General features: G+C 68.0%; 21 protein-coding genes and 1 tRNA gene. 10 read left to right on the top strand and 12 right to left on the bottom strand.

What is annotated here, in order from left to right; translation table 11 throughout:
* Positions 1 to 183: 183 nt before the first annotated feature.
* Both AC07OA_RS21515 and AC07OA_RS21510 read left to right on the top strand, forming a co-directional pair.
* The gene (locus AC07OA_RS21515; RefSeq protein WP_494665869.1) at positions 184 to 999 is read left to right on the top strand and encodes a putative outer membrane beta-barrel protein; all 816 of its coding nucleotides are present in this window, start codon (positions 184 to 186) and stop codon (positions 997 to 999) included.
* Between the two features lie 319 nt (positions 1,000 to 1,318).
* Positions 1,319 to 2,203: a hypothetical protein gene (locus AC07OA_RS21510; protein ID WP_494665868.1), complete on the top strand. Its 885-nt coding sequence runs from the start codon at positions 1,319 to 1,321 to the stop codon at positions 2,201 to 2,203.
* A gap of 63 nt (positions 2,204 to 2,266) precedes the next feature.
* On the opposite strand, the gene AC07OA_RS21505 is transcribed toward AC07OA_RS21510, so the two are convergent.
* A tRNA-Met gene (locus tag AC07OA_RS21505) sits at positions 2,267 to 2,343 on the bottom strand.
* A gap of 44 nt (positions 2,344 to 2,387) precedes the next feature.
* Positions 2,388 to 3,440: a glycosyltransferase gene (locus AC07OA_RS21500; protein ID WP_494665867.1), complete on the bottom strand. Its 1,053-nt coding sequence runs from the start codon at positions 3,438 to 3,440 to the stop codon at positions 2,388 to 2,390.
* Positions 3,441 to 3,581: 141 nt separating this feature from the next.
* On the opposite strand from AC07OA_RS21500, the gene AC07OA_RS21495 reads away from it, so the two are divergent.
* Complete coding sequence (locus AC07OA_RS21495) at positions 3,582 to 4,799, top strand: PQQ-dependent sugar dehydrogenase (RefSeq protein WP_494665866.1); 1,218 nt, start codon at positions 3,582 to 3,584, stop codon at positions 4,797 to 4,799.
* Positions 4,800 to 4,922: 123 nt separating this feature from the next.
* Here AC07OA_RS21495 and AC07OA_RS21490 read toward each other — a convergent pair whose 3' ends face one another.
* The 3 genes from AC07OA_RS21490 to AC07OA_RS21480 are packed head-to-tail and all read right to left on the bottom strand — an operon-like array spanning position 4,923 to position 6,783.
* Complete coding sequence (locus AC07OA_RS21490; RefSeq protein WP_494665865.1) at positions 4,923 to 5,294, bottom strand: hypothetical protein; 372 nt, start codon at positions 5,292 to 5,294, stop codon at positions 4,923 to 4,925.
* A 57-nt stretch (positions 5,295 to 5,351) separates the two neighbouring features.
* Positions 5,352 to 6,467 carry an NAD(P)/FAD-dependent oxidoreductase gene (locus AC07OA_RS21485; RefSeq protein WP_494665864.1) on the bottom strand — a complete coding sequence of 372 codons (1,116 nt, stop codon included), beginning with the start codon at positions 6,465 to 6,467 and terminating at the stop codon, positions 5,352 to 5,354.
* Between the two features lie 22 nt (positions 6,468 to 6,489).
* Entirely contained in the window at positions 6,490 to 6,783 is a 294-nt protein-coding gene (locus AC07OA_RS21480; RefSeq protein WP_494665863.1) for a hypothetical protein, read from the bottom strand.
* Between the two features lie 152 nt (positions 6,784 to 6,935).
* Here AC07OA_RS21480 and AC07OA_RS21475 point away from each other — a divergent pair, with 152 nt between their 5' ends.
* From AC07OA_RS21475 to AC07OA_RS21465, 3 genes are all read left to right on the top strand, one after another.
* On the top strand, positions 6,936 to 8,024 hold the full coding sequence (locus AC07OA_RS21475; RefSeq protein WP_494665862.1) for a hypothetical protein: 1,089 nt from the start codon (positions 6,936 to 6,938) through the stop codon (positions 8,022 to 8,024).
* Positions 8,025 to 8,135: 111 nt separating this feature from the next.
* Entirely contained in the window at positions 8,136 to 8,732 is a 597-nt protein-coding gene (locus AC07OA_RS21470; protein ID WP_494665861.1) for a TetR/AcrR family transcriptional regulator, read from the top strand.
* A 57-nt stretch (positions 8,733 to 8,789) separates the two neighbouring features.
* Positions 8,790 to 10,097 carry a glycoside hydrolase family 1 protein gene (locus AC07OA_RS21465; RefSeq protein WP_494665860.1) on the top strand — a complete coding sequence of 436 codons (1,308 nt, stop codon included), beginning with the start codon at positions 8,790 to 8,792 and terminating at the stop codon, positions 10,095 to 10,097.
* A 166-nt stretch (positions 10,098 to 10,263) separates the two neighbouring features.
* Here AC07OA_RS21465 and AC07OA_RS21460 read toward each other — a convergent pair whose 3' ends face one another.
* Positions 10,264 to 13,701, bottom strand: coding sequence for an indolepyruvate ferredoxin oxidoreductase family protein (locus AC07OA_RS21460; protein WP_494665859.1), 3,438 nt, complete (start codon positions 13,699 to 13,701; stop codon positions 10,264 to 10,266).
* A 142-nt stretch (positions 13,702 to 13,843) separates the two neighbouring features.
* Here AC07OA_RS21460 and AC07OA_RS21455 point away from each other — a divergent pair, with 142 nt between their 5' ends.
* The gene (locus AC07OA_RS21455; protein ID WP_494665858.1) at positions 13,844 to 14,341 is read left to right on the top strand and encodes an Lrp/AsnC family transcriptional regulator; all 498 of its coding nucleotides are present in this window, start codon (positions 13,844 to 13,846) and stop codon (positions 14,339 to 14,341) included.
* 243 nt (positions 14,342 to 14,584) lie between these two features.
* The gene (locus tag AC07OA_RS21450) at positions 14,585 to 15,475 is read left to right on the top strand and encodes a pirin family protein (protein WP_494665857.1); all 891 of its coding nucleotides are present in this window, start codon (positions 14,585 to 14,587) and stop codon (positions 15,473 to 15,475) included.
* Between the two features lie 2 nt (positions 15,476 to 15,477).
* Here AC07OA_RS21450 and AC07OA_RS21445 read toward each other — a convergent pair whose 3' ends face one another.
* Complete coding sequence (locus AC07OA_RS21445) at positions 15,478 to 15,861, bottom strand: hypothetical protein (protein ID WP_494665856.1); 384 nt, start codon at positions 15,859 to 15,861, stop codon at positions 15,478 to 15,480.
* 154 nt (positions 15,862 to 16,015) lie between these two features.
* Here AC07OA_RS21445 and AC07OA_RS21440 point away from each other — a divergent pair, with 154 nt between their 5' ends.
* The gene (locus AC07OA_RS21440) at positions 16,016 to 17,035 is read left to right on the top strand and encodes an adenosine deaminase (RefSeq protein WP_494665855.1); all 1,020 of its coding nucleotides are present in this window, start codon (positions 16,016 to 16,018) and stop codon (positions 17,033 to 17,035) included.
* Between the two features lie 99 nt (positions 17,036 to 17,134).
* Here the strand turns inward: AC07OA_RS21440 and AC07OA_RS21435 are convergent, their stop codons facing one another.
* The 5 genes from AC07OA_RS21435 to AC07OA_RS21415 all read right to left on the bottom strand — a co-directional run bounded on the left by AC07OA_RS21435 (position 17,135) and on the right by AC07OA_RS21415 (position 24,086).
* On the bottom strand, positions 17,135 to 18,124 hold the full coding sequence (locus AC07OA_RS21435) for a DegT/DnrJ/EryC1/StrS family aminotransferase (RefSeq protein WP_494665854.1): 990 nt from the start codon (positions 18,122 to 18,124) through the stop codon (positions 17,135 to 17,137).
* Positions 18,125 to 18,255: 131 nt separating this feature from the next.
* Positions 18,256 to 19,806 carry a class I adenylate-forming enzyme family protein gene (locus AC07OA_RS21430; protein WP_494665853.1) on the bottom strand — a complete coding sequence of 517 codons (1,551 nt, stop codon included), beginning with the start codon at positions 19,804 to 19,806 and terminating at the stop codon, positions 18,256 to 18,258.
* Between the two features lie 70 nt (positions 19,807 to 19,876).
* Positions 19,877 to 20,314: a hypothetical protein gene (locus AC07OA_RS21425; protein ID WP_494665852.1), complete on the bottom strand. Its 438-nt coding sequence runs from the start codon at positions 20,312 to 20,314 to the stop codon at positions 19,877 to 19,879.
* 47 nt (positions 20,315 to 20,361) lie between these two features.
* Positions 20,362 to 22,440 (bottom strand): 3-hydroxyacyl-CoA dehydrogenase NAD-binding domain-containing protein, encoded by a 2,079-nt coding sequence (locus AC07OA_RS21420; RefSeq protein WP_494665851.1) that lies wholly within the window; start codon positions 22,438 to 22,440, stop codon positions 20,362 to 20,364.
* Between the two features lie 419 nt (positions 22,441 to 22,859).
* Positions 22,860 to 24,086: a serine hydrolase domain-containing protein gene (locus tag AC07OA_RS21415; protein WP_494665850.1), complete on the bottom strand. Its 1,227-nt coding sequence runs from the start codon at positions 24,084 to 24,086 to the stop codon at positions 22,860 to 22,862.
* Between the two features lie 184 nt (positions 24,087 to 24,270).
* On the opposite strand from AC07OA_RS21415, the gene AC07OA_RS21410 reads away from it, so the two are divergent.
* On the top strand, positions 24,271 to 26,187 hold the full coding sequence (locus AC07OA_RS21410; protein ID WP_494665849.1) for an ATP-binding protein: 1,917 nt from the start codon (positions 24,271 to 24,273) through the stop codon (positions 26,185 to 26,187).
* The last annotated feature ends 106 nt before the right edge of the window (positions 26,188 to 26,293 follow it).

The following is a 26,293-nucleotide window of genomic DNA, read 5'->3' as shown; positions in this document are numbered from 1 at the left end:
GCCTCCTGAATCGGCCGGATTCAAGGACGCGCCGAAAGCCGCCTTCAATGGCGCGTGCGTCCGTTGCCGCCTCCGCGCCCCCTGAGGGCCCTCGCCCGCCGCCTGGCGCTGGGGCTCGTCCTGGCCACGCCACTGGCTGGCCCGGTCCTGGCCCAAGAAGCCGCCGCCCCGCCCTCCCGACAGATGTTCCCGCTCTGGGCCGACGCCGCCCGGGCGCGCGACGCGCCCCTTCCCCTGCCCTACGGGATCGGCGTGGTGGTGGTCAGCGACCAGGAGGGGGTAATCGGCGACCACCTGTCGGTGCGCCTGGGCAAGGGCCAGGCCCCGCCAGCGGACGCCACGCTGATCGCCGTGGCCCCCGTCACCTTCGACAATGTCGGCGCCACCCGCAGCGTGCAGATCAAGGCCGACGTCTGGGTGCTGCCGTTCCTCAACCTCTTCGCCAGCCTGGGAAAGGTGGAGGGAGACCTGGCCATCGACGTGGCCATCGACGCCGACGCCCTCTTGCCGCCGCCGATCTGCCGCCCGGCCGCCCCGTGCGGGATCAAGCACCTGCACTTCACCTCGGCCCTGGACAACACCACCACCACCCTGGGCGCGACCCTGGTCTACGGCTCGCCGCATTGGTTCGTCAGCGTGACGGGCGCGCGGACGATCAGCATCGCCGACAAGGACCGCTCCGACATCAAGTCCACGAACCTCGGCCTGCGCGCCGGCCCGCGCCTGAGCCTGGACGACCGCATCGCCCTGGAGCCCTATATGGGCGTCAACTACTTCCACCTGGACACCGAGGTGCGCGGCTCCACCAGCCTCCCCGACGCCTTCCCCGACGGCGACGCCCTGGCCGTCCGCTACGACGCTCGCGTGAGGAACACCGACGACCACGCCCTGGTCTTCGGCCTCAACGCCGAGGTCGGGCGGCGCGTGGACGTGCAGGGGGAGTTCGGACACGCGGACAGCGGGGACAGGTTTATCCTGTCGGTGGCGTATCGGTTTTGAACCCCCTTGGTGACAGTGAAATCTCTGAGAACCAAGACCGCCCCTAAGTCGAAGCGTCACCATTTCACACCATGCCGCCGCCCAGCCAGCTTTACCCGTGCGACGAGATCGGCATACTGAAGATTGCTTTGAAAGAAGCGCTATGCGTCGTCGCGGAAAACTCCCAACCACTTTTGGCCGCAGCAAATCAGCTTTTATGGAATATTCGATAGACAAATTTAAATCGGCATCGATTTAATTTCCGATGCCAGCATAAAATTACCAAATCTAATGTCGGAAATTTGATCACGCCCAAGGAGACCGGCACCCCGGAAAGCAGATGCGTCGTTTCTTCAACCGACTTCGAAATCTCCCGGAACACTTACGGTTCAAGTACGCGCCGAAGATAGTGTGGTGGCTCGTTCGAGCTTCAACACTTCAAGCGCGTCAGCATTTATCAACTGAAAATCCGCTAAAAATTTTGGTCGATAACACGGTCTTGGGGAATGCTATTACTCACGAGACCGCATGGATTTCGACCGGATCCAAGATGTGGGGACCACATGAGATCGATACAGGGTATGCTGCCCGAGTGCCGGTCTATTCGGCGGAAAATGATTCCGAACTCTATCGCAACGTCACCTATCTCTCGGGCATCGCCGACCTCGCCAAAAGCGGACATCTTAAGATGTGTACATCCGCCGAACTCCAACACGAGACCTATCGGCAACCAAGTGGACGGTTCACTGGCTATGGCTTTTCGGACTACAGTATCTTCGGCGACGTGAAGCTCGACTGCATCGATAGGCTCTACGGCGGTTTCGTCATGGCTCCTTCAATCTTCAAGGGCCCCTCACACGAGGAGCAACAACTTCAACGAGTGAACTCTTCCGACGACCCTCTGTTCAAGGCCTTGGTAAAGCGCCTTGGGCAGAAACAAAGTCTCGACGCTTGGCACATCAGGACGGCCGAAACACATGAGATGTTCTGTTTTCTCACGATGGATTTCAAACTGCGACGATCAGTTGAGCGATGGAAGGATCACGAACCGTTCAAATCATTGAACACGCGCATCATGACGCCGGAGGAGTTCGGCAAGGAATTTGGGATCGCTCCCCTGCCGCCACACCTTCACAGCTATAACAACGCCAGTTTTCCTGTGCGCGCAGACCTGCACATGCCTGGCGAAAAACGCAGGCCCGTATCAAGTTATCGGAAGAATTGAAGCTCCAACATCGCGGATCATCGCTCCAACCCGAACAGCCTGAGAACTTTGGGTTGGGTGAAGTGGTGGCTGGGGGCGGGATCGAACCGCCGACCTGTGGGTTATGAATCCACCGCTCTAACCATCTGAGCTACCCAGCCGCACGAAGCGGAGGCGGGCTTATAAGCGCAAAGCGGGGGCCGCTTCAAGCCCGTGCGAGCATCAGATCGAGCACCGCGTCCAGACGCCGCTGCAGGCTGGCCGGACCGTAGTCTTCCAGCACCTTGGCGCGGGCGGCCAGGCCCAGGGCCACGGCCTTTTCCGGGGCGGCGATCAGGCCGGCCAGGGCTTTGGCGAGGGCGGCGGGGTCGCCGGGCGGGACCAGGGCGCCGTCGACGCCGTCGGCGATCATCTCCACCGGCCCGGGAATCGCGCTGGACGCGGCGGGCAGTCCGACGGCCATGGCCTCCAGCAGCACCAGCGGAAAACCCTCCTGGTACGACGGAAAGGCGAAGACGTCGCCCGTGGCCAGGAAGGCGGCGACGTCCGAGCGCCAGCCCACCAGCCGCACGCGGCCTTCCAGGCCGTGCTGGGCGATCAGGCCTTCCAGCTTGGCGCGCTCATCGCCCTCGCCGGCGATCTCGCAGTCGAAGCCTTGTCCCTGGTCGCGCAGTAGCGCCAGGGCGGCGATCAGCACGTCGAAGCCCTTCTTGGGGTGCAGGCGGCCGGCGGCGACGATGCGCGGGGAGCAGACCCCGTCCTTGAACGGCGTCGCCAGCACGGCCGGCGGCTTGACCGCGTTGGGCACGAAGTGGACGCGTTCGGGCGGCACGCCGCGCTCGACGGCCAGGTCGGCCAGATGGCGGCCGACGCAGACATAGTGGGTGCGGGTGGTCTCCACGTCGAACACCGGCTTGTGCACGCAGATCGCCAGGGTGGTGTCCTTCGGCGCGACCTTGGCCATCAGGCGGGCCGGGCGCTGGCCGTGGCTGAAGATCAGGTCGGGCGCGACCTCGCGCACCAATCGCCGCGCCGCGCCCAGCGAGATCGGGTCCCAGTCGGTATAGGCCGGCAGGGTGGTCAGGGGCGGCGTGCGGCTAGCTTGCTGGACCGCCACCTTGCCGCCCGCCCGCACCGCGCCCACCGCCACGCCGCCGCCCCGGGCGACATAGGCCTCCAGGATCGGCTGGTAGTCGAGGAACACCTGCTCCAGTCCGCCCAGGCCCTTGCCCAGCATGGCGTGCAGGATGGCGGTCAAGGCGGGCTCCGTCTTCAGCGAGGGCGGACCTTCGTCGCGGGCGGGACGGGTGTCAACGCCTCGTCATGCGCCGCTTCGGGATGACAAGGCGGCGTCGGGATGACAACGTTGGCGCCACCCCCATCGAACCGGACAGTCCCCATGCGTCTTCGCCCCCTCGCCCTCGCCGCGCTGGTCCTGTCGGCGTGCGGCCCCGCCGAAATGGCCCAGGCCGTGCCCAATCCGCCGGTCCAGACCGCCGCGCCCAACGCCCCCGACCAGAAGCCGGCCTTCCCCGAGCAGACCCGCGCGCCCGAGGAGAAGCTGGGCGTGGCCTATCAGGTCGAGACCCTGGCCACGGGCCTGGACCATCCCTGGAGCCTGGCGTTCCTGCCGGACGGTTCCAAGCTGGTCACCGAGCGCGCCGGCCGCCTGCGCATCCTGGGCAAGGACGGCAAGCTGTCGCCCGCCGTCACGGGGTTGCCGCCGGTCTATGCCGAGGGCCAGGGCGGCCTGCTGGACGTGGCCCTGGACCCCGACTACGCCAAGAACGGCCTGATCTACTGGACCTATGCCGAGGCGCGCGAGGGCGGCGGCAACGGCACGACGGCGGCGCGCGGCAAGCTGGTTCCGGGGGCCGCGCCCCGGCTGGAGAACGTCCAGGTGATCTGGCGGCAGCTGCCGGCCTTGGACTCGGCCCTGCACTTCGGCGGCCGCCTGGCCTTCGCCCGCGACGGGTCGCTCTACATCACCACCGGCGAGCGCTCGATCCTGGAGGGCCGCATGCAGGCCCAGAAGCTGGACGCGGCCCTGGGCAAGGTCATCCGCATCCGCCCCGACGGCTCGATCCCGGCCGACAATCCTTACGTCGGCAACCCGCAGGCCAAGCCGGAGATCTGGTCCAAGGGCCACCGCAACCTGCAGGGCGCGACGATCAATCCCTGGACCGGCAAGCTGTGGACCGTCGAGCACGGCGCCAAGGGCGGCGACGAGGTCAACCATCCCCAGGCCGGCAAGGACTACGGCTGGCCGACCATCACCTATGGCGAGGAATATTCCGGCAAGCCCATCGGCGACGGCATCACCCAGCACGAGGGCATGGAGCAACCGGTCTATTACTGGGACCCGGTGATCGCGCCGTCGGGACTGACCTTCTACGACGCGGCCCTGTTCCCGGCCTGGAAGGGCAGCCTGTTCGTGGGCGGGCTGAAGGGCTACCTCGTGCGCCTGACGCTGAAGGACGACAAGGTCGTGGGCGAGGAGCGGCTGCTGAGCGAGCTCGGCTTCCGCATCCGCGACGTGAAGGTGGGTCCGGACGGGGCGCTGTACCTGGTGACGGACGAGGATGACGGGCGGGTGTTGCGGGTTTCGCCCAAATAGCGACGGGCAAATCCTCCCCCTTTGGGGGAGGTGGCCCAGAGGGCCGGAGGGGGTCCTCCGCCGGCTCAGTAATCCCCCTCCGTCGCTCCGCGACACCTCCCCCAGAGGGGGAGGATCTAACGCCTATTTCGGCTTCCCCTTCCGAGCCTCCCACAACGACGCCGCCAGCGAAGGCTTGCCCTTCAGCAACGTCGCCGCCGCCATGCCCGCCATGAACGACGCGGTCGGATGGGCCTGCATCATCGCCAGGACGCGCTCGTCCAGCGGCGGCTGGCGGGTGCGGGCGATGTGCCGCTTCTGCAGCAGCGCCCAGACCGTCACCACCAGGGCCGCCGTCACCGCGACGATGGCGTAGGCCCAGGCCGAGCCGACCCACTGGGCCAGGAAGGCGAACACCGCCATGGCCGAGGCCACCGCGGCGATGGCCGCCGCCATGATCAGCCCCGCGCCGGTCATCAGCCGGGCAATCAATCGGTCAATGAAATCGTCCAGCATCGCGCCCTCCTGAAAAGCCAAGATTGCAACGCGCGAAGGCGAAGTTGGTGGCAGGCCCTATTCGGTCAGCCGCCGGGCGACCTCTTCGCCGATGGCCAGCGAGCTGGTCAGGCCCGGGCTCTCGATGCCGAACAGGGCCATCAGCCCTTCCAGGCCATGGGTGTCGACGCCCCGCAGTTGGAAGTCGGGCTGGGGCTCGCCGGGGCCATGGAGCTTGGGCCGCACACCGGCATAGTCGGGCACCAGCAGGTCTTCGGGCACGTCGGGCCAGAACTTGCGGATATAGGCGGCGAAGGCGGCGGCCTTGGACGGATCGACCGAATAGTCCGGGGCCGGCACATATTCCAGGTCGGGTCCGAACACCGCCTGGCCGCCCAGGTCGTTGCGGTAGTGGGTGCCCAGGGCCCCGTGGATCGGCGGCGGATAGATCAGCCGCTGGAACGGCGCCTTGGCCGCCAGGCGGAAATAGACGCCCTTGCCGTAGTGGGCCGCCGGAATCTGGTCGGCCGGAAAGCCCTCGATGGTCGCCGCCACGTCCTGGGACGACAGGCCCGGCGCGGTGACCAGCAGGCGGCACGAAAGGCTGGCCGCCTCGGCCCCGCCGATCCGCACGGTGAAGCCGCCGCCGGCCAGGGGCGTGGCGCCCTCGAACGGGGTGTTGACCACCACCGCCCCGCCGGCCGCTTCGATCTCGCCCTGCAGGGCCAGCATGTAGTCGTGGCTGGCGAAGACGCCGCTCTCGGGCGACAGCAGGGCGGTGTGGGCGTTGAGCCCCGGCTCCAGGGCCCGGGCCTGGGCGCCGGTCAAGTGCTCCATGCCCTCGACGTCGTTGGCCAGGGCCTGCTGGAAGATCGCCTCCAGCTGCGGGATTTCGGCTTCGCTGGTGGCCACCACCAGCTTGCCGCACTTCTTGTAGTCGACGTGGTGCTTGTCGAGGAATGCATACAGCCGCCGCCGGCCCTCGACGCAGAACTTCGCCTTAAGCGAGCCGGTCGGATAATAGAGCCCGCCGTGGATCACCTCGGAATTGCGCGACGACACGCCCTGGCCGATGTGCCCCTGCGCCTCCAGCACGGCGACGATCAGGCCCCGCTGGGATAGGGCGTAGCCGCAGGCCAGCCCCACGGCGCCCGCGCCCACGACGACGGCGTCGAAATCGAACTCCTGGCTCATCGGAAACCCACCAACCGCCGCTTCACCCGCGCGATGCGTCCAGGCGCTGTCTCAGGCTCTCGCGCAACTCGGCGAAGAAGCCCTCGGCTTCGACATCCGTCGTGGTGTCGTTGTCGGCTTCCAACCTGGCCAGCAAGGCCTCCAGCTGGTCGCCGCCGCCCATGATCTCGGCGGCCCGGCGATAGTTCAGCTCGGCCAGTTCGGCGGCGACCGCCTCGTCCAGCGACGAGAACTCGCCGCGCGCCACCCGCTCGCCGAGATCGAAGGCGTCTTCGGGCGAAAGCGTCACCGTGACAGGCGCTGGGGGCTTGGTCATGCCCCAACCTAGCACGCCTCCGCGACCAAGCCAGCCGCCGATCCCGCCCGCGCCCACCGACCTTCGTTGCCCTTTTTGGCGAGCTGTGAAACCTTGCCCGACAAGGTTGAGGTCGCGTCGGCCGGGGAACCGGCGCTCCAGGGAAGGGCATCATGAATTTCGGCGCCGCGCTCGACGTCGCGATCGGACTGATCTTCGTCTATCTGCTGGTCAGCCTGTTCGTCACCGCCCTGAACGAATACGTCTCGGCCTTCCTCAACAAGCGCAGCGAATACCTGCTGGGCCGGGTGCAGAGCCTGCTGGGCGGCGACGGCACAGAGCGCAAGACCGGCGAGTGGTCGCCCGAGATGTGCGCGGTCTGGAACCACCCTCTGATCGGGGCCCTGAAGTCGCACAACACCGCCGAGGACCACTGCACCAAGCGCGGCTCCCTGCTGAAGAACGCCCCGTCCTACATTCCCGGCAAGACCTTCGCCGTGGCCCTGACCGAGACGCTGAAGCCGTCCGACCAGGCCCATCTCAGCTTCACCCAGCTGAAGACCGCCGTCGCCGGCATCCAGAACAACGAGGCCCTCAAGAACGCCCTGCTGCCGATGATCGACGACGCCGAGGGCAAGGTCGACGTGTTCCAGAAAAACGTCGCCACCTGGTTCGACAGCGCCATGGACCGCACCAGCGGGGCCTACAAGCGCTGGATCCATCGCCTGACCTTCTGGGCCGGCTTCGCGGTGGCCGTGGCCTTCAACGTCAATTCGCTGCAGCTGATCGACAACCTGTGGCGCGATCCGGTGGCTCGGGCCGGGCTGGTGGCCCAGGCCTCGGTGACGGCCCAGAACCCCGACGGCCTGCAAGGCGCCAGCGCCGCCGCCTCGAGGCCCGTCGCCGCGGCCGAGGGCGAGGGCGCGCCCGCCGAATGCGCGCCCGGGGAAGAGAAACCCGTCGACATCTCCCAGGCCCTGCCCATGCCGATCGGCTGGAGCCAGGACGCCATCTGCTCGCTGGTCCACGTGCCCCTGGCCTCGATGCCGCCCAGCGGCCGTCCCGCCAACGTTTGCCAGACCCCCCTTCGCGACGGCTGGAGCATGACCGGCAAGTTCCTGCTGACCCTGCTTGGGCTGGCGATCACCGGCCTGGCGGTGTCGCTGGGCTCGCCGTTCTGGTTCGGCATCCTGCAGTCGGTGACCAACATCCGCGCCACCGGGATCAAGCCCGACCGCACCGACGGCACGGTCCAGAAGTAGGCCTCGCGCCCTCCATCGTCTCCGCGATGTGTCGCCGCCGCTCCGGCGCGTCGCTTGACGCCCTTCGGACTCTTACCTAGCGATCACTAGGTAAGAAGTTTCGAGCCGGCCATGACCCGCAGCCACATCCGCATGAGCAAGGACGACCGCCAGGCGCGCATCCTGGCCCAGGCGGTCGAGATCATCGGCGACAAGGGCTTCCGCGCCTTCAGCATCAAGGACCTGGCGGTGCGCTGCGGCATGACCGACGCCGGCCTGCTGCACCACTTCGGCTCGAAGGCCGCCCTGCTGATGGCCGTGCTGGACGAGCGCGACCGCCAGGACGAGGTCGCCATCGCCGCCGCCCTGGGCGACGAGGCCGGCCAGGATCCGACGACGCCCCAGGCCGTGCGCCGCATCCTGCGGATGCTGGTCCAGCGCAACGCCGACAAGCCCGAGTTCATCCGGCTCTACGCCATGCTGCGGGTCGAGGCGATCGCCCCCGACCACCCGGCCCACGCCTATTTCCGCCGGCGCGACGCGGCCGCGCGGGAGATGTTCGCCCGGCTGCTGGCGGTGTTCGGCGACGATCCCGAAAGCCTGGCCCGCCAGGTGCTGGCCGGCCTCGACGGGCTGGAGCTGCAATGGCTGCGCGACGACCGGGCGTTCGACCTGGTCGAGGCCTGGGAGCGGCTGGCCGACAAGCTGCTGCGCCCGCCGCCGCCCTAACAACCACGACAACGACGACAGGCGGCAAGCGACCGCCCCGAAAAACGGAGGAACACCATGGATATCGATCGTCGCACCCTGCTGGCCGCCTCGGGCGCGGCCGTGGCCCTGTCGGCCACCGGCGCCCAGGCCGCCGCGCAGACGAAGTTCCCCGCCGGCTTCCGCTGGGGCGCGGCCACGGCCGGCCACCAGGTCGAGGGCAACAATGTCGGCAGCGACATCTGGCTGCTGGAGCAGATCCAGCCCAGCCTCTTCCAGCAGCCGTCGGGCGACGCCTGCAACAGCTTCGAGCTGTGGGCGGCCGACCTCGACCTGGTCAAGAGCCTGAACCTCAACACCTACCGCTTCTCGCTGGAATGGGCGCGGATCGAGCCCGAGCCGGGCCAGTTCTCCGAGGCCATGCTCGACCACTACGCCCGCATCATCGACGGCTGCCACGCGCGCGGCATCGCACCGATGGTCACCTTCTCGCACTTCTCGGTCCCGCGCTGGTTCGCCGCCCAGGGCGGCTGGACCAGCCCCAAGGCGGTCGAGCTCTTCGCCCGCTATTGCGACAAGGCCGCCCAGCGCCTGGCCGCCGGCATGGCCTACGCCGTCACCCTGAACGAGCCCAACATGATCGCCGTGATCGGCGCGGCCCTGCCCCCGCCGGCCATCGCCCTGGTCGAGCAGATGAACGCCGCCGCCGGCCGCGCCAGCGGCTCGACCAACTTCCGCAATGGGATGATCCCTCAGGCCGCCGACATCCCGCTGACCGAGAAGACCCTGCTGGCCGCCCACAAGGCCGGCCGCGCGGCGATCAAGGCCGTGCGCGGCGACCTGCCGGTGGGCGTCAGCCTGACCGTCACCGACGACCAGGCCCTGGGCGATCCCGCCCTGCGCGACCAGAAGCGGGCGCAGTACTACGGGGCCTGGCTGGAGGCCATCAAGGGCGACGACTTCGTGGGCGTGCAGAACTACGCCCGCTCGCAATACACCGCCACCGAGGCCCTGCCCCCGCCGCCCGGCGCGACGATCAACGAGATGGGGGTGGAGGTCTATGCCCCGTCCCTGGCCGGCGCCGTGCGCTATGTCCACGAGGCCACGGGGATTCCGGTGATGATCACCGAGCACGGCGTGGGCATCAAGGACGACGCCGTCCGCGCCAAGTTCATCCCCGACTCCCTGGCCGAGCTGAAGAAGGTCATGGCCGCCGGCGTACCGGTGCTGGGCTATGTCCACTGGTCGCTGCTGGACAATTTCGAGTGGATCTTCGGCTATTCCAAGCACTACGGCCTGTGCGAGGTGGACCGGAAGACCTTCAAACGCACCCCCAAGCCCAGCGCCAAGGTGCTGGCCGCGATCGCCAAGGCGAACGGGGTTTAAGAGAAAGACCCTTCTCCCCTTGCGGGAGAAGGTGTCGGCCGAAGGTCGACGGATGAGGGGTCGCACAGGCTTGGCCAACGCTCGCGGCTGAACCGACTTTCAACCCCTCATCCGACCCCGGCTTTCGCCGGGGCCACCTTCTCCCGCAAGGGGAGAAGGAAGGGAGCTACCCCTCCCACTGGCTCCACAGGGTCGCCGCTTCCGCGCGAGCCTTGACCACCGCCGCGTCCTTGACGTGGCCATAGCCGCGGATGTCCTGCGGGACCGAGGCGATGCGGGCCGCCAACGGCAGGCGCTCGGCGGTCAGGCCGCCGGCCAGGCGGTCCAGCGTGACCTCGTAGTCGGCGATCAGGCCGCGCTCCATCTTGCGCTCCTCGGTGCCGCCAAACACGTCCAGCGGACCGCCGCGCAGGCTCTTCATCCGGGCCATCAGCGGGAAGGCCACGTCCAGCATCCAGCCGCCGAAGGCCATCTTGCGCGGCCGGCCGTCCTTGTCCTTGGCGCCGATGATCGGCGGGGCCAGCCAGACCTTGGCCTTGCCGCCCTTGAAGGTCCCGGCCAGCTCGGCCGCGAAACGACCGTCCGTATACAGACGGGCCACCTCGTACTCGTCCTTGTAGGCCATCAGCTTGTAGAGGTTCACCGCCGCCGCGCGGGTCAGGGGCAGGCCCTTTTCCTCGCCGCCGGCCGCCACTTCCGAAGCGCGGACCTTGGCCACCTTGGCGGCGTAGCGGTCGGCATAGGCCTGGTTCTGGTAGGCGACGAGATCGGCGGTGCGCTTGGCGATCAGCTCGTCCAGCGACATCGTCTCCGGCGTCGGCACATCGGCGTCGCGCGGCCCCATCGAGGCCGGATCGTGCGCCACCTTCCGGCCCAGCTCGAAGGCGGCCAGGTTGGACTCGTAGTCGACGCCGTTCAGCTTGATGGCGCGGTAGATGGCGCGGCTGGAGACCGGGATCACCCCGCGCTGCCAGGCGAAGCCCACCATGATCATGTTGGCGAAGATGGCGTCGCCGAACTGGGTCTCGGCCAGGTGCTGGGCCGGACAGGCGTCGAACGACTTGGTCGCGCCCTTGATCCGCCGCGACATGGCCCCGCTGTCGAAGCGGATGTCGCGGCTGGTGACGAAGTCGGCGGTGGGGGCGAAGTCGCTGTTGCCGAAGGCGGCGGTGCGGTCCTTGGCGTAGAGCGACAGGCCTTCGGGGGAGGCGGCCACCAGCATGTCGCAGGCGATCAGCACGTCGGCGCTGGCGGCGGGCACGCGGCCGCCGACCACCGTCTCCTCGGTCTCGCCGATCTTGACGTGGCTGAACACCGAGCCGCCCTTCTGGGCCAGGCCCGTCATGTCGACCACGCTGCCGGCGCGGCCGTCCACGTGGGCGGCCATGGCCAGGATCGAGGCCACGGTCGTCACGCCGGTGCCGCCCACGCCTGTGAAGATGATCTTCCGCACGCCGTGGAAGTCGTCGAACACCGGCAGGGGCGTCGAGTCCGCCGTCAGCGCCGGGGCCTTCTTGGCCTTCGTGCTCTCCGCCCCTTCCAGGGTGATGAACGACGGGCAGAAGCCATCGACGCAGCTGTAGTCCTGGTTACAGGACGACTGGTTGATCTTGCGCTTGCGGCCGAACTCGGTGTTCAGCGGCTCCACCGACACGCAGTTGGACTTGATCGAGCAGTCGCCGCAGCCCTCGCAGACCAGCGGGTTGATGAAGACGCGCTTGGTCGCCTTGGCCATGGTGCCGCGCTTGCGGCGGCGGCGCTTTTCGGTGGCGCAGGTCTGGTCGTAGAGCAGCACCGTCGTGCCGGCCGTGTCGCGCAGCATCTTCTGCACGCTCATCAGCTCCGAACGCGGGAAGACCTCGACGCCGGGGGCCAGATCGGTGACGCCCTGATAGCGCTCCAGCTCGTCGACCACGATCACCGTCTTGGCCACGCCTTCCGACGCCAGCTGGCGGGTTATCTGGGCGGGGGTGAAGCCGCTCTCGGCGCGCTGGCCGCCGGTCATGGCGACGGCGTCGTTGAACAGCAGCTTGTAGGTGATGTTGGCCCCGGCCGCGACGGCGGCGCGGATCGCCAGCGAGCCGGAGTGGTTGTAGGTGCCGTCGCCCAGGTTCTGGAAGACGTGCTTTTCGGTCGTGAACGGCGCGGCGCCCACCCAGGTCAGGCCTTCGCCGCCCATGTGGGTGTTGAGGTCGGTCATCGGGTCGTTGAAGCCGGCCATGTAGTGACAGCCGATGCCGGCCAGGGCGCGCGAGCCTTCCGGCAGCTTGGTCGAGGTGTTGTGCGGGCAGCCCGAGCAGAAGAACGGCTTGCGGGCCTGGTCGGCGGCCAGGCTGACGGCGGCGACGCCGGCGGCCGAGACGCGGTTCAGATAGGCCTGGGCCCGCTCCATGTGCGGGCCTTGCGGCAGGCGGTCGTAGATGGCCAGGGCGATTTCGGCCACCGACAGCGAGCCCAGCTCCGACAGCAGCGGATGGCCCTGCTCGTCGTGCTTGCCGATGATGCGAGGCCTCGCATGCGCGGGAAGATCGTAGAGGGCGGCGCGCGCCTGGGGCTCGATCAGCCCGCGCTTGTGCTCGATGACCATCAGGGTCTCGAGACCGGCGGCGAAGGCGCGGATGCCCAGCGGTTCCAGCGGCCAGGGCATGCCGACCTTGTAGATCGAGACACCCAGGTCGGCGGCCTCCTCCAGGGTCATGCCCATGGCGGTGAAGGCCTCCAGCACGTCCTTGTAGGCCTGGCCCTGGCAGACGATGCCCAGGCGCGCCTTGCCCACCCGCACGTGCGAGGCGCCCAGCACCACGCGGTCGATGCCGTTGGCTCGGGCGAAGGCCAGGGCGGCGGGGATCTTGTGGAGACGGAGGCGGCGCTCCTTCTCCATCGGCTGGTCCTTCAGCCGGATGCCGAGGCCCCCGGGCGGGAAGGCGAAGTCGGGAATGACCAGCTTGTGGCGGTCCAGCGAGACGTCGATGGTCACGCCCGAGTCCATGGTGTCGGCCAGGGCGATCATGCCCGTCCACAGGCCGCTGAAGCGCGACATGGAAATGCCCAGCAGGCCGTAGTCCAGCACCTCCTGCACGTCGGCCGGCGACAGCACCGGCATCTCGAAGTCCTGGAAGGCGAACTCCGATTGCGAAGGCAGAGTCGAGCTCTTGCAGGCGTGGTCGTCGCCGGCCACCGCCAGCACGCCGCCGGTCGGGAAGGTCCCGGCGAAATTGGCGTGCTTGAAGACATCGCCCGTGCGGTCCACGCCCGGGGCCTTGCCGTACCACATGCCGAAGACGCCATCGTGGGTGGCGCCGGGGAACAGGTTGGCCTGCTGGCTGCCCCACACGGCGGTGGCGGCCAGGTCCTCGTTCAGGCCTTCCTTGAAGACCACGTCGTGGGCGGTGAGAAGCTTGTTCAGGCGCGCGGCCTGCTGGTCCAATCCCCCGAGAGGCGAACCGCGATAGCCGGAGAGAAAGCCGGCCGTATTGAGGCCGGCCAGGGTGTCCAGACGCTTGCGATCGAGCAGGACGCGGATCAGCGCCTGCACGCCGGTGATGAAGGCGCGGCCATTTTCGAGCAGATATTTGTCGTCGAGCGTGACTTCCAGGTGCCGCATAGCAAAAAAATTCCTCCCGGGTCTTCTCGCCCGCTCAGCAATATCTTATAGAAACGCGGAAATTGTTTGCCCAAGGTGTGCCCGAGTCGGGGCCGCTTTGCGCAAGATCGAAGCGCCAATCACCCTCTGGGGGGAGGAATTCTTGTCCGAACAGCTCGACGCCGTGGATGCCAAAATCCTCGATCTCATCCAACACGACGCCGGACTGTCGGTCGCCGAGATCGCCGAGCGAGTCGGACTGTCGTCCAGCCCGTGCTGGCGGCGCATCAAACGCCTGGAAGACGCGGGCGTCATCCAGCGCCGCGTGACCATCCTCGACCGCGAAAAGCTGGGCCTGGGCTTCGAGGTCTATTGCACCGCCAAGCTGTCGCTGCCGACCAAGGAAAACCTGGAGATCTTCGAGCAGGCCGTGGGCAAGTGGGCCGAGGTGGTGCAGTGCGCCACCGTGACCGGCGCGGCCGACTACGAGCTGCGCATCGTCACCCGCGACATGCGCGCCTTCGACGAGTTCCTGCGCGACAAGCTCCTGTCGCTGGGCCTGGTCAGCAACATCGAGAGCCGGATCGTCATCCGCGGCGTCAAGAACTCAACGGCGGTGCCGCTGGGTCTGGTGAGCCCGTACGTCAGCCCGCTGGGCTAAGCGTCCTTCTCCCCTTGCGGGAGAAGGTGGCCGCGAAGCGGTCGGATGAGGGGTCGAAAGTCGTCGCCGCCGCGATCCGCCGAAAGGCCGGTCGCGGCGGTTTTCATTTGCGAGACCCCTCATCCGTCAGCCTCCGGCCGACACCTTCTCCCGCAAGGGGAGAAGGACCATGAGAGCGAGTTTCTTCTAGAATCCCCTCGCCCTCCTCTGCACACTAAGGGCTCAGCTTCCGGAGCCTCCCCCATGATCGACCTCGTCATCGACCAGCGCCGCAAGGATCTCGGCGGGTTCGAGGTGGGGCGGGTCCTGCCCTTCCACAGCCGCCGCATGGTGGGCCCCTTCACCTTCTTCGACCACATGGGGCCGGTGGAGTTCGAACCCGGCTTCCCGCGCAATGTCGACGTGCGGCCCCACCCGCACATCGGCCTGTCGACCCTGACCTATCTGTTCGAGGGCGAGATCACCCACAAGGACAGCGTCGGCTCCAACCTGGTCATCCGCCCCGGCGAGGTGAACTGGATGACCGCCGGCAGCGGCATCACCCATTCCGAACGCTTCGAGACCCTGCGCGAATACGGCGGCCCGATGCACGGCATCCAGGCTTGGGTGGCCCTGCCCGACGGCCAGGAGGAGATCGCCCCGCGCTTCTCGCACCACAGCCGCGACGAGATGCCGGTCTACGAGGCCAACGGCCTGAAGGCCGCCCTGGTGGCCGGCAAGGCGTTCGGCGTCGAAGCCAAGGTGCCGGTGTACTCGCCGCTGTTCTATGTGCACTGGGAGATGGCCGCCGGCGCCAAGGCCGGCCTGCCCGCCGAATATCCCGAGCGCGCGGCCTATGTGGCCAAGGGCAAGGTCGAGGCCGCCGGCCAGGTGCTGAACGTCGGCCAGATGGCGATCTTCAAGCCCGGCGAGACCATCACCTTCGAAGCCCTGGAGCCCTCCACCGTCATGCTGCTGGGCGGCGAGCCGGTGGGGCCGCGCTTCATCGAGTGGAACTTCGTCTCCTCGTCCAAGGAGCGGATCGAGCAGGCCAAGGCCGACTGGCGCGCGCAGCGCATGAAGCTGCCCGACCTGGACGACCAGGAATTCACCCCCCTGCCCGAACCGCCCCCGCCCGCGCCGCCGATGTCTTAAGCCTAGAGGAAAGGTCCCGGCAGCCGCAGCGGCCCGGGGCCGACCTCGTCGTCGGCCTCGCCCACCGCTTCATAGTGCGCCACCAGCTTGGCGCAGGCGTCCAGGACCAGAGCCTCGACGAAGGCCGGCTCGCGACCGGTGAGACGCACGATCTCGGCCAGGGCGTGGCCGCGCCCGGCGGCCATGTCCATCACCGCCACCTCCTGGGCCGACAGCACCGCGCGGGCGCCGGCCAGGCGCTCCACCGCGTCCAGCCGCTGGAAACCGTCGTCGCTGGCCAGCGCCTTGCGATAGTCGCGCCCGTACAGCGCCGAGGCCTGGGCCTCGGCGAAGCCGATGTCGGGGCCGAGGTCCTCGATGGGGATTGGGAGATGTCCAGCGGTCACGGGCGGTTCTTAGAACATCGGCCGGGGACATGCACTTGTGCGTGTCCCCAACAGACGCAATGCAAGACTTGGGGACACGCACGAGTGCATGTCCCCGGCCGCGTCGTCGCGATCCCTGTTGAATCCCCCCGCCCTCAGCGCTCATAACCTTCCCATGACCGACACCGCCCTCGAAACCTTCGTCCGCGGCCTGCCCAAGGCCGAGCTGCACATGCACATCGAGGGCAGCCTCGAGCCCGAGCTGATGTTCGAGCTGGCCGAGCGCAACGGCGTGACCCTGCCGTTCAAGACCGTGGACGAGATCCGCGCCGCCTACGCCTTCTCCAACCTGCAGGACTTCCTGGACATCTATTACCAAGGCGCGGGCGTGCTGCTGACCAAGGCCGACTTCAAGGACCTGGCCCTGGCCTATTTCCGCCGCCTGGCGGCCGACGGCGGCACCCATGCCGAGATCTTCTTCGACCCCCAGACCCACACCGACCGGGGCGTGGCCTTCGAGACGGTGGTCGACGGGCTGATCAAGGGCATGGAGGCGGCCGAGCGCGAGCTGGGCGTGACGTCCAAGCTGATCCTCTGCTTCCTGCGCCACCTGGACGAGGCCTCGGCCTTCGCCACCCTGGAGCAGGCCAAGCCGCATCTCTCGAAGATCGCGGGCGTGGGTCTGGACAGCTCCGAGGTCGGCCACCCGCCGGCCAAGTTCGCCCGCGTGCTGCAAGCCGCCCGAGACCTGGGCCTCAAGGTCGTAGCCCATGCCGGCGAGGAAGGCCCGCCGGCCTATGTCTGGGAGGCGGTCGACCTGATCGCTGTCGACCGCATCGACCACGGCAACCGCGCCCTGGAGGACGACGCCCTGACCGCGCGGCTGGTGCAGGACGGCACGACCCTGACCGTGTGCCCGCTGTCGAACCTGAAGCTGTGCGGGGTGTCGGACCTGAAGGAGCATCCGCTCAAGCGCATGCTGAAGCTGGGGCTGAAGGCCACGGTCAATTCCGACGACCCGGCCTATTTCGGGGGGTATCTGCTGGAGAACTACGTCCAGACGGCGGAGGCCGTGGGCCTGACGCGGGAGGAACTGGTGACCCTGGCCAAGAACAGCTTCACGGGGTCGTTCCTGGACGAGGCGGAGAAGGCTGCGCGGGTGGCTGAAGTGGAAGCCTACGCCGCAGCGCACTGACTTTTATCAGGGCCGGGGACATGCCCTTGCGGCGTGTCCCCAACAACAAGCACCGAGCCTGGACCTGGGGACACGCCGCAAGGGCATGTCCCCGGCGCGTTACGACAGCGCCTTCCGCACCGCTTCCGCCAGCTCGTCCAGCTCGGCGATGCCCAGGTCCGCGTGGAACGGTAGGCTGAGCACCGACTTGGCCAGGCGATCCGCAACCGGGGTCAGGTCGCGGACCATGACACCCGGGCCCACCGGATTGGTCGCATAGCCCAGCTCGGCCAGCTTCTCGGCCACGACAGGGGCAACGCCTTCCGACAGGCTGACGACCCAGGCGTCGGACACCCAGCTCATGCCCCAGCCCGGCTGGAAGCCGATGGGCGCGCCCAACAGCAGCATGCGCAGGCGCTGGGCGGCGGTGGCCAGGCGCAGGCGCTGGTTGGACCACTCGTCGAGCCCGCCATCGCCCGAGAATGCCGGCGCGTCGAGACGGGCGATGAAGTCGGCGTCCTGGCTGGCCACGAACACGCCGCGCCCGCCCGGCAGGCCGACGACGACGGGCACCGGAGCGTCCATGACCACGTCGAAGCCCTCGGTGGCGTCGACCACGATGGGCAGGCCGGTCTCGATGTGGAAGGCGGCCCAGGCGTTCATGTCGGGCGCGCGGCCGAAGGCGCAGGTGGGGACGATGGCCTCGATGGGCGGGGGAGCTTCGCCCAGGCGCTCGCGCAGGTGGGCCGGATCGAACATCCAGCTGTAGGGATCGACATCCACCAGCCAGGGCCGCAGGCCGGCGGCGGCGATGGCCTGGAGGGTGGCGGCCGAGGCCAGGGCGGGAACGATGCAGACCCCGCCACGGCGGACGCCCGAAGCGGTCAGGGCGGCGGTCAGGGCGGCCACCCGGGTGGAGACGGCGCGGACGGCGGTGGGACGGTCGAAACGGTCGGCGAGGCGGGCGTCCAGGCCCGGGGTCAGGCCTTGTCGGAGCACCTTCTCCACGGCCGCGAAATCCAGCGGGACGCCCGCGGCGGCCAGGGCGGCGGCGGCCTTGGCTTGCTTGCGGTCTTCCGGCGACAGGGCGGCCTTGGGGAGCGGTTGCATCAGACGCGTCTTCCGAACAATCCGGCGCTGTCACACGACAACGCCTTTATGGTTAAGCAAACGTATCGAGTGACTCGCGGGGTCCCGATGCGGCGCGCCGTCGCGGCAAAAATGTGTCCGGAATCTTCGCCCTAGGCAGAAGCTGTCCAACCGTCGCGCAGTTCGCGCTTCAGCACCTTGCCGATATGGCTGCGGGGCAAGGATTCCACGAGCTTGAGGTCGACCAGCCGCTGGGTCTTGCCCAGGCGAGCATTGACCCACGTTCTCAACTCGTCCGCGTCAATTCGCGCATCGGCCTTAACGGCCACGAAGGCCACGGGCGATTCGCCCCAGGCGTCGGACGGCACCCCGACCACCGCCGCCTCGACCACCTCGGGGTGTTTGACGATCTCGGCCTCGATGTCGCTGGGATAGATGTTGAAGCCGCCGCTGATGATCATGTCCTTCTTGCGATCCATCAGGGTGAGAAAGCCGTCCTCGTCGAACCGGCCCACATCCCCTGTTCGAATGAACCGCCAGCCCTCGGGCGAGGTCCAGGTCGCCTCGGCGGTCTTGCCCGGCTGGCCGTGATAGCCGTTCATCATGCCGGCCGAGCGGCCGACGATCTCGCCGACCACGCCGGGACCCACCTGAACGCCGTCCTCGTCGATCAGGCGGATGTCGTGGCCGGGCGCGGGCTGGCCCACCGTGTGCAGCTTGTCCGGGTGCTCGTGGGCCATCAGGATGCAGGTGCCGCCCCCCTCGGTCATGCCGAAATATTCGACCAGGCCGCCGGGCCAGCGGGCCAGGACCTGCTGCTTCAGCTCGGCGCCGAACGGGGCGCTGGTGCAGAACTTCAGGTGAGTGGACGACAGGTCAAACTCGCCGAAGTCGGGCCGGTCCATCAGGCGGCGGTACTGCACCGGCACCAGCATGGTGTGGGTCATGCGGTGGGCCTGGGCCAACTCCAGATAGCGGCCCGCGTCGAACTTCTTCATCAGCACCACCGTGCCGCCGCCCGCCAGGGTGGGGAAGAAGCAGACGAGCGTGGTGTTGGAATAGAGCGGAGTGGACAGCACGGTGACGGCGGTGGGGCCGTAGCCGACCGCGTCGCCCCGGAACACATGCTTCCAGCGCATGCCGTGCGACTGGACGATGCCCTTGGGCGCGCCGGTGGTGCCGCTGGAATAGATGATGTTGAACGGGTCGTCGGCCGTGATGGTCACCGGCGCGGGCCAGGCGCCTTCGGGGGCCAGCCAGGCGTCGAAGGCCTCGCCGTGGTCCGAGCCGTCCAGGGCGATCTGGCGCACGGCGATGGGGCTGGGCTTCTGGGCCTCGGCGACCCCGGCGTCGACGAAGAACAGACGCGCCCCGCAGTCGGCGACCATGCCGGCGATGGCTTCCGGCGTGGAGGACGGGGCCAAGGGCGCGACGGCGACGCCGGCTCGCAGGGCGCCCAGGAACAGGGCCGCATACGGGATCGACGACAGGGCGCAGACGGCCACGGCCTCGTTGCGGGCGATGCCGTCGCGCTGCAGGGCGGCGGCGACGCGGTCGACCAGGGCGTCGAACTCTTCGTAGGTGACCGTCTCGCCGGTTTCCATGATCACGGCGGGACGGTCGGGGCTTTCGGCCGCCCGCTCGCGCAGGATGTCGCCCATGACGCCGTAGTCGGCGGTGATCATTTCGGCGATGGAGGTCATGAGGCTTCGTCCTCTTCTCCCTTCGCCTATCTGGAGAAGGGACGGAGTTGGGCGTTGGCGTCGGAGGCTGCTACCTTTTGGATACCCGGCTCGCAGCCTGTTCCCACAAGGCTTGGGCATTTTCGACCCAGCGATCGACGGCCTCAACGCCTCCGCCCGCGCCGTGTGACATTTCCCATGTCGATACTTTGGGTGAAGTTCCAAATGCCGCGCCTGCATCTACTGCTGCGTGAGCGCGCACTTCGTCGTCGCTAATCCCATAGCGATGGGAAAGTGAGGGATGCGCTCCAAAATCTTCCACTTTGGACACCGGCAGCACAGCTACCAACAAAGTGTGCGATCCGCCGCACTCCGAGTGGCCGCAGGGAAACTTCACACGAAAATCTGGCGACCAATTGCCGACGGATGCTGGATTTACCTTCCAATCCCACCGCGCGAGATCGAAAAATGCAGCCCACTGAGCTTCCAAAGGCGTGTTGAACTTAAGTCCATCATAGATAGCAACCATGTAGTGACCTCCCTCACATCTTCTGCCGATTGTAAGTGAGAAGGCCGCTAAGCGTCCTTGAACCCCTTGCCCTCGGCCACCAGCCGCTCCAGCAGGGCCGACGGCTTGAAGTCGTCGCCGAGCTTGGCCTGGAACTCCTGCATCTTGGCCAGGATCTTGGGCAGGCCTTCCAGCTCGCCCCAGAACATCGGGCCGCCGGTATAGACGGGCCAGCCGTAGCCGTTGATCCAGACGGTATCGATGTCCGAAGCTCGGATGGCCTTGCCCTCTTCGAGGATCTTGGCCCCCTCGTTGACCATCGGATAGAGGCACCGCTCCAGGATCTCCTGGTCGCTGATCTCGCGGCGCTGGATCTGGCGCTTCTCGGCGAAGTCGAGGATCACCTGCTCGACCTCCTTCGACGGCTTGGCGACGCGGTTCTCGTCGTAGTCGTAGAAGCCCTTGCCGTTCTTCTGGCCGCGGCGGTCCATCTCGCAGAGCACCTCGCGCACGGTGGACGAGGAGGTCTTGGCCGGGTCCCAGCCGATGTCGAGACCGGCCAGGTCGCTCATGGCGAACGGCCCCATCGGCAGGCCGAAGTCGTACAGCACGCGGTCGACGTCCCAGGGCATGGCGCCTTCCAGGATCAGCTTCTGGGCCTCGCGCTGGCGCTGGGCCAGCATGCGGTTGCCGACAAAGCCGTGGCAGTTGCCGACCAGCACCGCCACCTTGCCGATCTTCTTGCCGATCTGCATGGAGGTGGCGATCACCGACTTGTCGGTCTTGGCCCCGCGCACGATTTCCAGGAGGCGCATGACGTTGGCCGGCGAGAAGAAGTGCAGGCCGATCACGCTCTCGGGGCGCGAGGTCGAGGCCGCGATCACGTCGATGTCGAGATAGCTGGTGTTGGAGGCCAGGATCGCGCCGGGCTTGGCGATCTTGTCCAGCTTGCCGAACACTTCCTGCTTGATCTCCATCAGCTCGAACACGGCCTCGATGATCAGGTCGCAGTCGGCCAGGTCCTCCAGGTGCATGGAGGGCGTCAGCAGGCCCATGCGCTTTTCGACGTCGTCCTGGGTGAGACGGCCCTTCTTGGCGGTGTTCTCGTAGTTCTTGCGGATCACGCCCACGCCGCGATCCAGGTTCTCCTGCTTGGCCTCGATGATGGTGACCGGGATGCCGGCGTTGAGGAAGTTCATCGAGATGCCGCCGCCCATGGTGCCGGCGCCGATCACGCCCACCTTCTTGACCGGGATGATGGCGGTGTCGTCCGGCACGTCGGGGATCTTAGCGGCCTGGCGCTCGGCGAAGAACACATGGCGCTGTGCGGCCGACTGGCTGCCGGTCAGCAGTTCCAGGAACAGCTTGCGCTCGACCGCGATGCCCTCGTCGAACGGCAGGTTCACCGCCGCCTCGATGCACTGGATGTTGTATTCCGGGGCCTTGAAGCCGCGGAACTTGCGGGCGTTGGCCTTGCGGTACTCGCTGAAGATCTCGGGCTTGCCGCGCGCGGCCTCGACCTTGTCGTTCTGGTCGCGAATGCGGGTCAGGGGCTTGCCCTCGGCCAGCACCACGCGAGCGAAGGCGACGGCCCCGTCGCGCAGGGCGCCCTCGTCGACCAGGCTGTCGAACAGGCCCATGGCCAGCGCCGCCTTGGCCGGGATGTGCTGGCCGGTGGTGACCATCTCCAGGGCCTTTTCGGGACCCACCACGCGCGGCAGACGCTGAGTGCCGCCGGCGCCGGGCAAGAGGCCGATGTTCACTTCCGGCAGGCCCGCCTTGGCCGAGGGCACGGCCACGCGGTAGTGGGCGACCAGGGCCACCTCCAGGCCGCCGCCCAGCACCGTGCCGTGGATCGCCGCCACCACCGGCTTGGGCGAGCCCTCGATCACCGCCTGCACCTCCTGCAGGGTGGGACCGACCATCGGCTTGCCGAACTCGGAGATGTCGGCGCCGGCGATGAAGGTCTTGCCCGCGCAGATCAGCACGATGGCCTGGACGGCGCTGTCGGCGATGGCCGCCTCGAAGGCGTCCTTCAGCCCCTGGCGCACGGCCGCCCCCAGGGCGTTGACCGGCGGCGAGTCCAGCGTGACGATCCCGATGTCGCCTTCGACGGTCAGATCGGTGACGTTGTTGATCGCGGCCATGGCGTGTCCACCCTCGGTTTGGTTGCGTTCTTTTGAACGGTTGTTTGACACAAACCCTGCACGACCCGGCGGCGAAGTCCAGAGGTCCGTAACGGCGCCGGGAATTTAGGCGCCCGGCCATTGACGCCGCCGCATTCATACTCGAAATTCGAAACAAGAGTTTCAGCCGGAGCCAATCCGTGCGGGCGGGGGGAAGCCGCCAGGATCTGGATCCTCGCCAGGACGCGAGGCTTCACCGTTTACGGATTCCGACTGTCATGAGCGTACGCGTGGGGATTGGGCTTCCGGACGCTGCTTGCACGCGTTCCATGTCTTCGAAGCCGCCGCCTCGCGCGCACGCGGCGCGCCGTTCCGGCGTGTCGACTAGGTGAAGCGCACTCGGCGCGGGAGCCCTCTCCCGCGCCGCTTTCTTGCGGTCGTCAGCCGTTGCTCTCCGTCATCGCCGCATAGACCAGGGTCCGCAGCTCGCGCCGGATCGGATAGGCGGCCGAGGGGATCAGCTGGGTCATGAACACCACCGCCAGGTCCTCGACCGGGTCGACCCAGAAGGCGGTCGAGGCCATGCCGCCCCAGAAGTATTCGCCCAGCGAGCCGATGTTCTTGGTCCGCGCCTGGTCTATGGTCATGGCGAAGCCGAGGCCGAAGCCGAGGCCTTCGAACACCGCCTCGCTGAACAGCGAGCGCGACATCTCGGTCAGCTCCTTGCCGCCGGGCAGGTGGTTCATGGCCATCAGCTTGATGGTCTTGGGGCTGACGATCCGCGCCCCGTCCAGCTCGCCGCCGTTCAGCAGCATCCGGCAGAAGCGCATGTAGTCGTCGGCGGTCGAGACCAGTCCGCCGCCGCCCGACTTCACCGCCGGATCGGAGAGATAGGCGCTGGTCTCCGGGTCGTCCTGCAGCACCACCTGCCCCTTGGGGTTCAGGGCGTAGCAGGCGGTGAAGCGGTGGCGCTGGTCCTCCGGCACGAAGAAGCCGGTGTCGACCATCTTCAGCGGCTCGAAGATCCGCTCCTTCAGGAAGACGTCGAAGGGCTGGCCCGAGATCAGCTGGACCAGATAGCCCAGCACGTCGGTGGCCACCGAATAGTTCCAGGCCTCGCCGGGCGAGAACTCCAGCGGCAGGGTGCCCAGGGCGCCGACGAAGTCGAGCAGTCCGCCCTCGCTGTCCACCCCGTCCAGCTTCAGCTTGCGATAGGCCGCGTCGACGTTGGAGCGCTGCTGGAAGCCGTAGGTCAAACCGGCGGTATGGCGCAGCAGGTCGATGATCCGCATCGGCTGGTCGACCGGCTTGGTCTGGAAGGCGCCCTGCACGCCCGCCTGGAACACGCCGAGATTTTTCCACGCCGGGATGTAGCGATGCACCGGATCGTCCAGCGCCACCTTGCCCTCCTCGACCAGCATCATGAAGGCGATCGAGGTGACCGGCTTGGTCATCGAATAGATGCGGAACAGGCTGTCGGCCTTCAGCGGAAGCTCGCGTTCCTTGTCCGCCGAGCCCAGAATCGTCGTGTGCGCCAATTGGCCGCGACGCCACACCTGAACCAAGGCGCAGGGCAGCTTTCCGGGGCCGACATAGTGCTCCTGCAGGAAGGCGTCGATGCGCTTCAGTCGGTCGGACGACAGACCCACGGCTTCAGGTGTGCTCAAGACGATGTTCCTCCTGCGGCCGTCCTTAACGCAGGCGGCTTACTGTTTTCACGCGCGACGATCGAAGGGGCGGTACGTCGCAACCCTACCTTTACCCCCTCGTGCGCATATCGATTGAAAACTAGGGAGCGGGGATGGGCAAGCGCTTGCGCGACAAGGGCCCCATGAACCGCCGGGGGACGTCATGGGATCCGGCATCGAGCAGGCCGCCGCCGACTGGTTCTTCGAAAGCAGCCTCGACATGTTCGTGGTGCTGGAGGACGACGCCATCGTGCGGGTCAATCCCGCCTGGCTGCGCCTGACCGGCTGGACGCTGGAAGAGACCCTGGGCCGGCCGATCCGCGACTTCTTCCACCTGCACGACACCGACACCATCCGCGGCATCGGCGTCACCCTGCGCGCCGAGGGCGAGGCCCGGTCCGAGCACCGTCTGGCCCGCAAGGGCGGCGGCTGGCTGTGGGTGCGCTCCCAGACCAAGATGCTGCCCGGCACGCGAGGCGGCGAGGCCCTGCTGATCGTCTTCCAGGACTTCACCGAGGACCGCGCCCGCCGCATCGAGCGCCAGCAGGCCGAGCGCGCCAACGAGCTGCTGCGCAGCTCGGCCGGCGTCTATGTCTGGCGGTTCGATCCGCGCAAGGGGATCTACGTCTTCGAGCAGGACATCCCCACCCCGTCCGCGCCTCAGGGCGGGGTGCGCACCATGACCGTCGAGGAGATGACCGCCTCGATCCATCCCGAGGATCGCGAGATGGTCTGGGGCGCCTTCAGCCGCACCCTGGCGACCGGCGACTACAGCCTGCTGACCTATCGCTACCTGGACCCGGCCCACGACAGCTGGGTGTGGATGCGGGCCGCCTGGCGCGGGGCGCGCGGGGCCAGCGCCAAGGCCTGGGACGTGATCGGCATCAGCCAGGACGTCACCGAGCTGGTCGCCGCCCGCGACGCGGCCCTGGACGCCGCCGAAGCCAAGGCCCAGTTCCTGGCCAACATGTCCCACGAGATCCGCACCCCGATGAACGGGGTGCTGGGCGTGATGCACCTGCTCAAGCGCGAGACGCTGTCGGCCGACGGCCGGCGCCTGCTGACCGAGGCCCTGGGCTGCGGGGCCATGCTGTCGGAGCTGCTCAACGACATCATCGACTTCTCCAAGATCGAGGCCGGCAAGCTGGAGCTGGATCCCGAGCCGATCGACCCGGCCGCCCTGCTGCGCAGCGTCGCCGACCTGCTGCGGCCCCAGGCCGGACAGAAGGGCCTGGCCCTGACGGTCACCGCCGATCCGGACCTGGGCTGGATCGAGGCCGACCCGCTGCGGCTGCGCCAGGGGCTGTTCAACCTCCTGGGCAACGCCGTGAAGTTCACCCTGGAGGGCGAGGTCCAGGCGCGCCTGACGGCGGCGGGCGATCCGGGCGCGCCGCGCCTGCGCTTCGAGATCGAGGACACCGGGGTGGGCATCGACCAGGCCGCCGCCGACGGCCTGTTCGAGCGCTTCAGCCAGGCCGACGGCTCGACCACCCGCCGCTTCGGCGGGGCGGGGCTGGGCCTGTCGATCACCCGGCGGCTGGCCACGCTGATGGGCGGCGACGTCGGTTTCCGGCCGCGCCCGGGCGGCGGCTCGATCTTCTGGCTGGAGATCGCCGCCCCGCCGGCGGCCGAGGCCGTGGCCGGCGACGAGGCCGAGGACGAGGCGCTGCTGTCGGGTCTGCGCGTGCTGGTCGTCGAGGACAACGCCACCAACCGCCTGATCGCCGGCCGGCTGCTGCAGGCGATGGGGGCGGACGTCGAGACCGCCGACGACGGCGCCCAGGGGCTGGAGGCCGTCGAGCGCGGCGGCGCGGGCTTCGACCTGATCCTGATGGACATCCAGATGCCCGGCATGGACGGCGTCGAGGCCACCCGGCGCATCCGCGAGCTGGGCGGCGAGGCGGCCCGCACGCCGATCCTGGCCATGACCGCCAACGCCCTGGCCCACCAGCAGGCCTCGTACCTGGCGGCGGGCATGAACGGCGCGGTGGCCAAGCCCCTGTCGCCCAGCGCCCTGATCCAGGCGATCGTCGCGGCCCTGGCCGAACCGCCCCAGAAGCCGGCCCGTAAGCAGGCCTGACGACGTAACGCCGGTTCGAACGGTCGCGTCCGCGCCTTTATCCTGCAACACGCCTGCAAGATTCCGCGCCCACGAAAGCGGCGCCGAAGCTGGTCGCGCGCCTTGT

Source organism: Caulobacter sp. GW821-FHT09B08, assembly GCF_059418225.1.
This window is presented reverse-complemented; position numbering and strand designations above follow the sequence as displayed.

Excerpts from the sequence above, each read along its gene's own strand:
- AC07OA_RS21515 (WP_494665869.1), top strand. The coding sequence starts at position 184 with ATGTTCCCGCTCTGGGCCGACGCCGCCCGGGCGCGCGACGCGCCCCTT.
- AC07OA_RS21510 (WP_494665868.1), top strand. The coding sequence starts at position 1,319 with ATGCGTCGTTTCTTCAACCGACTTCGAAATCTCCCGGAACACTTACGG.
- AC07OA_RS21495 (WP_494665866.1), top strand. The coding sequence starts at position 3,582 with ATGCGTCTTCGCCCCCTCGCCCTCGCCGCGCTGGTCCTGTCGGCGTGC.
- AC07OA_RS21490 (WP_494665865.1), bottom strand. The coding sequence starts at position 5,294 with ATGCTGGACGATTTCATTGACCGATTGATTGCCCGGCTGATGACCGGC.
- AC07OA_RS21485 (WP_494665864.1), bottom strand. The coding sequence starts at position 6,467 with ATGAGCCAGGAGTTCGATTTCGACGCCGTCGTCGTGGGCGCGGGCGCC.
- AC07OA_RS21480 (WP_494665863.1), bottom strand. The coding sequence starts at position 6,783 with ATGACCAAGCCCCCAGCGCCTGTCACGGTGACGCTTTCGCCCGAAGAC.
- AC07OA_RS21475 (WP_494665862.1), top strand. The coding sequence starts at position 6,936 with ATGAATTTCGGCGCCGCGCTCGACGTCGCGATCGGACTGATCTTCGTC.
- AC07OA_RS21470 (WP_494665861.1), top strand. The coding sequence starts at position 8,136 with ATGACCCGCAGCCACATCCGCATGAGCAAGGACGACCGCCAGGCGCGC.
- AC07OA_RS21465 (WP_494665860.1), top strand. The coding sequence starts at position 8,790 with ATGGATATCGATCGTCGCACCCTGCTGGCCGCCTCGGGCGCGGCCGTG.
- AC07OA_RS21460 (WP_494665859.1), bottom strand. The coding sequence starts at position 13,701 with ATGCGGCACCTGGAAGTCACGCTCGACGACAAATATCTGCTCGAAAAT.
- AC07OA_RS21450 (WP_494665857.1), top strand. The coding sequence starts at position 14,585 with ATGATCGACCTCGTCATCGACCAGCGCCGCAAGGATCTCGGCGGGTTC.
- AC07OA_RS21440 (WP_494665855.1), top strand. The coding sequence starts at position 16,016 with ATGACCGACACCGCCCTCGAAACCTTCGTCCGCGGCCTGCCCAAGGCC.
- AC07OA_RS21435 (WP_494665854.1), bottom strand. The coding sequence starts at position 18,124 with ATGCAACCGCTCCCCAAGGCCGCCCTGTCGCCGGAAGACCGCAAGCAA.
- AC07OA_RS21430 (WP_494665853.1), bottom strand. The coding sequence starts at position 19,806 with ATGACCTCCATCGCCGAAATGATCACCGCCGACTACGGCGTCATGGGC.
- AC07OA_RS21425 (WP_494665852.1), bottom strand. The coding sequence starts at position 20,314 with ATGGTTGCTATCTATGATGGACTTAAGTTCAACACGCCTTTGGAAGCT.
- AC07OA_RS21420 (WP_494665851.1), bottom strand. The coding sequence starts at position 22,440 with ATGGCCGCGATCAACAACGTCACCGATCTGACCGTCGAAGGCGACATC.
- AC07OA_RS21410 (WP_494665849.1), top strand. The coding sequence starts at position 24,271 with ATGGGATCCGGCATCGAGCAGGCCGCCGCCGACTGGTTCTTCGAAAGC.